The following is a 6,075-nucleotide window of genomic DNA, read 5'->3' as shown; positions in this document are numbered from 1 at the left end:
GGCCCGCAGGGAACGGTGCAGGCCGAACAGCGACATCGTGTTGACCACGGCCAGGGCGGGCGCGGGCACCGCGTCCAGGTACCGGCCGTACGCCGGGTCGAGGCCGAAGTCGGCCATCATCGCGGCGAACAGCTCGGCGTGCGCCCGCTCCGGCCGGCCCGCGCCGTACTCGTCGTACTGCACGGCGACCAGCGCCGCCTTCGCCGGGTTCGGCAGCCGGGGCACCGCCCACATCTGCGGGTCGGCCTCCTTCAGGTGGTACGTCGAACGGTGCACCAGGTACTCGCGGGCCTGCTGCCGGGTGCCCGCCGTCAGCAGGTGGTACGAGGGCCCGTCGCCGTCCGGCGGCTCGGCCAGCAGCTCGGCCAACACGCTTTCCAGCGGCGGCGGTTCACCCACCTCGCGGCGCAGCGCGGCCAGGAACTCCCGCTCCAGCCGCCCGCGCAGGGCGAGCAGCGGCGGCGACCACTCCCAGGCGTCGTCGACGCCCGCGAAGCCGCGGTAGTGCAGCTCGTAGCAGACGTACAGGGCGAGTTGGACGTCCTCGCCCCAGGGGTCCGCCGGGATGTCGAGCGGCGGGGGAGACAGGTGCGTCGGGGGCGACCGGTGCAGCGCGGTGAGGACGGCGGCCGAGAGCGGGCCGCGGGCCGAAGGCAGCGGCGGCGCTCCGGTGCTCGCGCCGCTGAGCGCGCCGGTGCTCGTACGAGTGGCGGTCGACACGGGTTCCACCTCGTTCCTCGGAGTTCTGGTCGTGCGGTCTTCCTGAACGGCCCTCCTGAACGGCCCTCCTGAACGGCCCTTCCGAGCGGCCCTCCTCAGGCCGAACGGAGTTCCAGCACACAGCACTTGGGGCCACCACCGGCCTTCAGCAGCTCCGGCAGCGAGACCGGCACCGGGACGAACCCGGCCGCCCGCAACTGTCCGGCCAGGCCCCGGGCGGCGGCCGGCAGCACCACGTGGCGGCCGTCGCTGATGGCGTTCAGGCCGAACGCGGCGGCGTCCGGCGCGCCGGCCAGGATCGCGTCCGGGTAGAGCCGGCGCAGCAGTCGGCGGGCGGCCGGGGCGAACGCGTCCGGGTAGTACATCACCCGGGTGTCGTCCAGCACGGCCAGCGCGGTGTCCAGGTGGTAGTAGCGCGGATCGGTCAACTCCAGTGACACCACCGGAAGTCCGAGCACCTGCTGGGCCTCCCGGTGGGCGGCGGTGGTGGTGCGGAAACCGCTGGCCGCCAGGATCCGCGGCCCGGCCACCAGCAGGTCGCCCTCGCCCTCGTTCACCTCGGCGGCGGTGCGCACCTGCCGGAACCGCTCGGCCGCGAACCAGCGCCGGTGCGCCGCCGACTCGCCCGCGCGCTGCCGGTGGCGGAAGTTCGCGACCAGCACCCGGCCGGCCACCACCGTCGCCCCGTTCGCGGTGAACACCATGTCGGGCAGGCCCGGCTCCGGCGCCAGCAGGTCGACCCGGTGGCCGAGCGCACGCAGCACCGAGGCCAGGGCGCGCCACTGCCGCAACGCCAGGGCCCGGTCCACCGGCCGGTCCGGGTCCATCCACGGGTTGATCGCGTACTCCACCGCGAAGTGCTCGGGCGGGCACAGCAGGTAGCGCCGCGGGCGGGCCGGCGGTCCGGGCGGCACGGGGACGACGGGGGCGGCGAGCGTGTCCATGCGCCGCGTCTGTCCGCCGCCGCCCCCGGCGAAACGGCCTCCCGGGGGTGGGGAAGATCGGCGGTGGGTCGGGGACGGGGCGGGCCGGGGCGGCGGGGCGCGCTGGCGGGGCCGGGGCCGGGGGCGACGGGCAGGGGAGCGAGCGGGGTGGCGGGTGGAACGGCTGCTGCCGGGCAGACGGTACGGCCGGAGGTGGTGGTGTGGTGAAGCCGGGAGTCGGACATCGAGCGGGCGACCGGGGCGGTCGGGGCGGTCGTCGGGTGCGGGCGCCGCGCGTGCCCGGGGCGCCGGGGGTGCGGCCGTACGCGGTGCGGTCGTCCGGGGGCCGGGCGGGGAGCGGGTTGGAGCGGGCGGCGGCGCGCGCCTGGCGGTTGCTGGTGCTGGCGGCGGCCGGGTACGCGGGCTACCTGCTGGTCAGTCGGCTGATCCTGCCGGTGGTGGCGGTGTTCGTCGCGCTGGTGATCACGGCCGTGCTGCGGCCGCCGGTCGACCTGCTGGCCCGCCGGATGCCGCGGGCCCTGGCCGTGCTGCTCACCCTGCTGGGCGCGCTGGCGCTGCTCGCCGGGCTGGGGCTGCTGGTCGCGGTGGTGGTCCGGGCCCAGGCCGGGCAGCTCGGCGGACAGGTGCGCGGCGGCGTCGACCGGTTGGAGCACTGGTTGGAGGGGCCGCCGCTGCACGCCAGGACCGGCACCCTGTCCGACCTCCGGCAGCGGCTGGGCGACCTGATCAGCACCCACCGGCAGGCCGTGCTGTCCACCGCCGTCACCAGTGCCGGATGGGTGGTCGAGGCGGCCGCCGCGCTCGCGCTCGCGGTCTTCTGCGCCGTGTTCCTGACCCACTCCGGGGAGCGGATGTGGCACTGGGCGACCGACCTGCTGCCGCCCCGGCGGGCGGCCGTCTGGCGGCGGGGCGGGCGCGCCGCGTGGCACACCTTCGCCGGGTACACCCGGGGCCTGTTCCTGGTCGCGGGCACCAACGCCGTCCTGGTCGGCGTGGCCCTGGCCGTCCTCGGCGTCCCGCTGGCGGTGCCGCTCGCCGGCCTGGAGTTCGTGGCCGCGCTGATCCCGCTGGTCGGTTCGCCGATCGCGCTGGCCGTCGCCTCCCTGGTCGCCCTCGCCACCAAGGGCCCGGTCACCGCCCTGCTGGTGCTGGCCCTGATCGTGCTGATCGGCCAACTCGAGGGGCACGTCCTGCACCCCCTGGTGCTGGGCTGGGCCGTCCGCCTGCACCCCGTCGCCGTCGCCCTGGCGGTGGCCGTCGGCGGCACCCTCGGCGGGATCGTCGGCGCGGCCGTCGCGGTGCCGGTGCTGTCGGTGGGCTGGGCGGTGTTCCGCGAACTGCGCGACGGGGACGGGGAGCACCCGGACGGGGAGCGGCGGGACGGGCGGAACGGGTGGGACGGGCGGGGCGGCGGGGTCTCACGGTAGGTGCGAGCTCCGACCGCCGTGGCCGGGGCCGCCGTGGGAGGGGCGGGCGGTGCGGATCGCCAGGGAGACCAGGGAGGCGAGGGCGGTCAGGGCGGTCAGCGTCGCCGTCAGGGTCGCCGCGAGTCCGAGCCGTGCCAGCCGTGCCAGCCGGGCCGTCGCCGCCGCGGCTGCCGCCAGGGCGAGCAGGGCGGCCAGCAGGACCCGGCAGGGCGGGCCGAGGAGGGTGCGGAGCCGGTGGCGGCGCATGGTGCGCAGGCGCAGGTCGAGTTCGACGTCCACCCGCAGTTCGGCCTCCAGGGCCGCCAGCAGGTGGCGCTCCCGGGGGGAGAGCGTCGCACCGTCCACCGTCCTCACCACCCGTCGTCAGTGTGGGTCGTCCCCCGTCGTCAGTGTGGGTCGTCCACGTTCACGGCCGCGACCGCGGTGGCGCCCGCGGCCGGGCCCGACCGGGCGCACAGGGAGCACAGGGCGGCCCAGCAGGCCGCTCGGACGCGGTAGCACAGGTGGCGGGCCAGCCGGCCGGGCGCCGTCCGCAGCGCGTTCACCGTTCACCGGCCCGGGGGCGGGCCAGCACGCTGGTGTCGAGGCCGTCCAGCAGCGCGTGGACCGAGGGGTGCACCTCGACGGCGCCCGCGCCGCGCAGTTCGGCGGCGGCGAAACCGCCGGTCTCCACCCCCACGCACGGCGTCCCGGCCCGGCCCGCCGCCTCGACGTCCCACACGCTGTCGCCGACGAACACCGAGCGCCCCGCCGGGGCGGACGCCTGCCGCAGCGCCTCGTGCACCAGGTCCGGGGCGGGCTTGGAGGCGTCCACCGCGTCCGCGTCGGTCACCGCGTACAGCGCGTCGTCGGCGTCCAGCACCCGGCGCAGCACGTCCAGTTCGCGTCCCGAGGCGGAGGTGGACAGCACCACCCGCCAGCCCCGCCCGGCGCACTCCCGCAGCAGGTCGCCCGCCCCCGGGAAGGCCCGCAGGCCCGGCCAGTGCTGGGCGTACAGCGCGAGGTGCGCGGCGTCGACCGCGTCGTCCTCCGAGCGGTCCCGGTCGTCCCCGAGCAGGTGGTCGAGCAACTGCTCGCTGCCCATGCCGATGGACCGGTGGATCCGGGCCGCGTCCACCTCGTGGCCGTACTGCGCCAATGCCTGCCACCAGGCCAGGGTGTGCAGGTAGACGGTGTCCACCAAGGTGCCGTCCACGTCGAACAGTGCGGCCGCGACGTCCGCTGCCATGCCCGTCGCCTCCTCCCGACCCGGGGCCCTTCGGCCCGGACTTCTTCCGCTGCGTGCCCCCGTCTACCCCGGCCGGAGTGCTCCACACCCCCCGTTTTCCGCCACGCCCGGACGGACAGACGCCGGACAGGAAGAGGGCGGTGCGGATGGCCGAGCAGCACCTGGGTCGGCACGAGACCCCGAACGAACGCGCGGACCGGCGCTGGACCGAACTCCTCCAGGAGGTCCGGGTCGCCCAGACCGGCGCGCAGATCCTGTTCGGCTTCCTGCTGAGCGTGGTCTTCATGCCGCGCTTCACCACCCTCAGCGGCTTCGAACGCGGCCTGTACGTGGTCACCGTCGTCCTCGGCGCGCTCGCCACCGGCGCCCTGATCGCGCCCGTCGCCTACCACCGGCTGCTCGCCGGGCGCCGTCTCAAGCCCCAGCTCGTCGACGCCACCGCCCGGGTGGTCACCCTCGGCGTCGTCCTGCTCGCGCTCACCGTCGGTTCCGCGCTGCTCATGCTGCTGCACCTGGCCACCGGCGGCAGCCCGCTGGCCTGGCTGATCGTCGCCGCCGTGATGGGCTGGTTCGCGCTGTGGTGGCTGGTGCTGCCCTGGCTGCTGCTGCACCGCTACGGGAACGGGAACGGCAACGGTGGTGACGGCAACGGCGGGGACGGGAGCGGCGGGGACGAGGACGGCGGGGACGGGAGCAGTGGAAGTGGCGGGGACGGCGGCCGGCCGGATTGAGCGGGGGCGGTTTCCGCTCCGGCCGGGGCGGTCAGACGCCTGCCATGGCACCCACCGAACCCCGTACCGTCGTCGTCACCGGAGCCTCGGCCGGCGTCGGCCGCGCCGTGGCCCGCGCCTTCGCCGCCCGCGGCGACCGCGTCGCCCTGCTGGCCCGCGGCCGGGCCGGCCTGGACGCCGCCGTGGAGGAGGCCCGCGACATGGGGGCCCGCGCGATGGCCGTCACCGTCGACATCGCCGACCCCGACGCCGTCGAACGCGCCGCCGAGAGCGTCGAACGCGCCCTCGGCCCGATCGACGTCTGGGTCAACGCGGCCCTCGCCTCCGTCTTCGCCCCCTTCACCGAGATCACGCCCGCCGACTTCCGCCGCGTCACCGAGGTGACCTACCTCGGCTACGTGTACGGCACCCAGGCCGCGCTGCGCCGGATGCTGCCGCGCGACCGCGGCTGCGTGGTGCAGGTCGGCTCGGCGATCGCCTACCGGGGCATCCCGCTGCAGAGCGCGTACAGCGGCGCCAAGCACGCCCTGCAGGGCTGGAACGAGGCGGTGCGCTGCGAACTGCTGCACCAGGGCACGGCGGTGCGCTGCACGATGGTGCAGCTGCCCGCCGTCAACACCCCGCAGTTCGACTGGGTGCGCTCCCGGCTGCCCCGGATGGGCCGCCCCGTCGCCCCCGTCTACCAGCCCGAGCCGATCGCCCGCGCGATCGTGCACGCCGCCGACCACCCCGGCCGCCGCGAGTACCGGGTCGGCGCCTCCACCGTCCTCACCCTGCTGGCCAACGGGATCGCACCCGGCCTGCTCGACCGCTACCTCGCCCGCACCGGCTACGACTCCCAGCAGACCGGCGACGTCCGCCCGCCCGACCAGCCCGACAACCTGTGGGCGCCGCTGGACGACCACCGCGACCACGGTGCCCACGGCCGCTTCGACGACGAGGCGAAGCCCCGCAGCTTCCAGTCCTGGGCCGACCGCCACCGCGCCCCGCTCGCCGCGGCCGGCGCCACCGCCGCCCTGCTGCTC

General features: G+C 76.4%; 7 protein-coding genes. 3 read left to right on the top strand and 4 right to left on the bottom strand.

The window, feature by feature from the left end; translation table 11 throughout:
- Both ACFUEL_RS33110 and ddaH read right to left on the bottom strand, forming a co-directional pair.
- Window positions 1-720 (bottom strand): iron-containing redox enzyme family protein (locus ACFUEL_RS33110; RefSeq protein ID WP_380240841.1); only part of this gene is annotated, 720 nt, incomplete at its 3' end.
- A 95-nt stretch (window positions 721-815) separates the two neighbouring features.
- Window positions 816-1,664: a dimethylargininase gene (gene ddaH / locus ACFUEL_RS33105; RefSeq protein ID WP_380240839.1), complete on the bottom strand. Its 849-nt coding sequence runs from the start codon at window positions 1,662-1,664 to the stop codon at window positions 816-818.
- Window positions 1,665-1,939: 275 nt separating this feature from the next.
- Between ddaH and ACFUEL_RS33100 the strand changes: the two genes are divergently transcribed.
- The gene (locus ACFUEL_RS33100; RefSeq protein ID WP_380240837.1) at window positions 1,940-3,091 is read left to right on the top strand and encodes an AI-2E family transporter; all 1,152 of its coding nucleotides are present in this window, start codon (window positions 1,940-1,942) and stop codon (window positions 3,089-3,091) included.
- On the opposite strand, the gene ACFUEL_RS33095 is transcribed toward ACFUEL_RS33100, so the two are convergent.
- Complete coding sequence (locus ACFUEL_RS33095; RefSeq protein ID WP_380240835.1) at window positions 3,083-3,448, bottom strand: hypothetical protein; 366 nt, start codon at window positions 3,446-3,448, stop codon at window positions 3,083-3,085. The two genes, ACFUEL_RS33100 and ACFUEL_RS33095, sit on opposite strands and share 9 nt — an antisense overlap.
- 184 nt (window positions 3,449-3,632) lie before the next feature.
- Window positions 3,633-4,319 carry an HAD family hydrolase gene (locus tag ACFUEL_RS33090; protein WP_380240833.1) on the bottom strand — a complete coding sequence of 229 codons (687 nt, stop codon included), beginning with the start codon at window positions 4,317-4,319 and terminating at the stop codon, window positions 3,633-3,635.
- A gap of 146 nt (window positions 4,320-4,465) precedes the next feature.
- Between ACFUEL_RS33090 and ACFUEL_RS33085 the strand changes: the two genes are divergently transcribed.
- Window positions 4,466-5,050 (top strand): DUF6328 family protein, encoded by a 585-nt coding sequence (locus tag ACFUEL_RS33085; protein ID WP_380240831.1) that lies wholly within the window; start codon window positions 4,466-4,468, stop codon window positions 5,048-5,050.
- A 44-nt stretch (window positions 5,051-5,094) separates the two neighbouring features.
- On the top strand, window positions 5,095-6,075 hold a 981-nt coding region (locus tag ACFUEL_RS33080), incomplete at its 3' end, for an SDR family oxidoreductase (protein WP_380240829.1).

This window comes from Kitasatospora sp. NPDC057198 (assembly GCF_042670125.1).
In the GTDB taxonomy this organism is placed as follows: Bacteria; Actinomycetota; Actinomycetes; order Streptomycetales; family Streptomycetaceae; genus Kitasatospora.
This window is presented reverse-complemented; position numbering and strand designations above follow the sequence as displayed.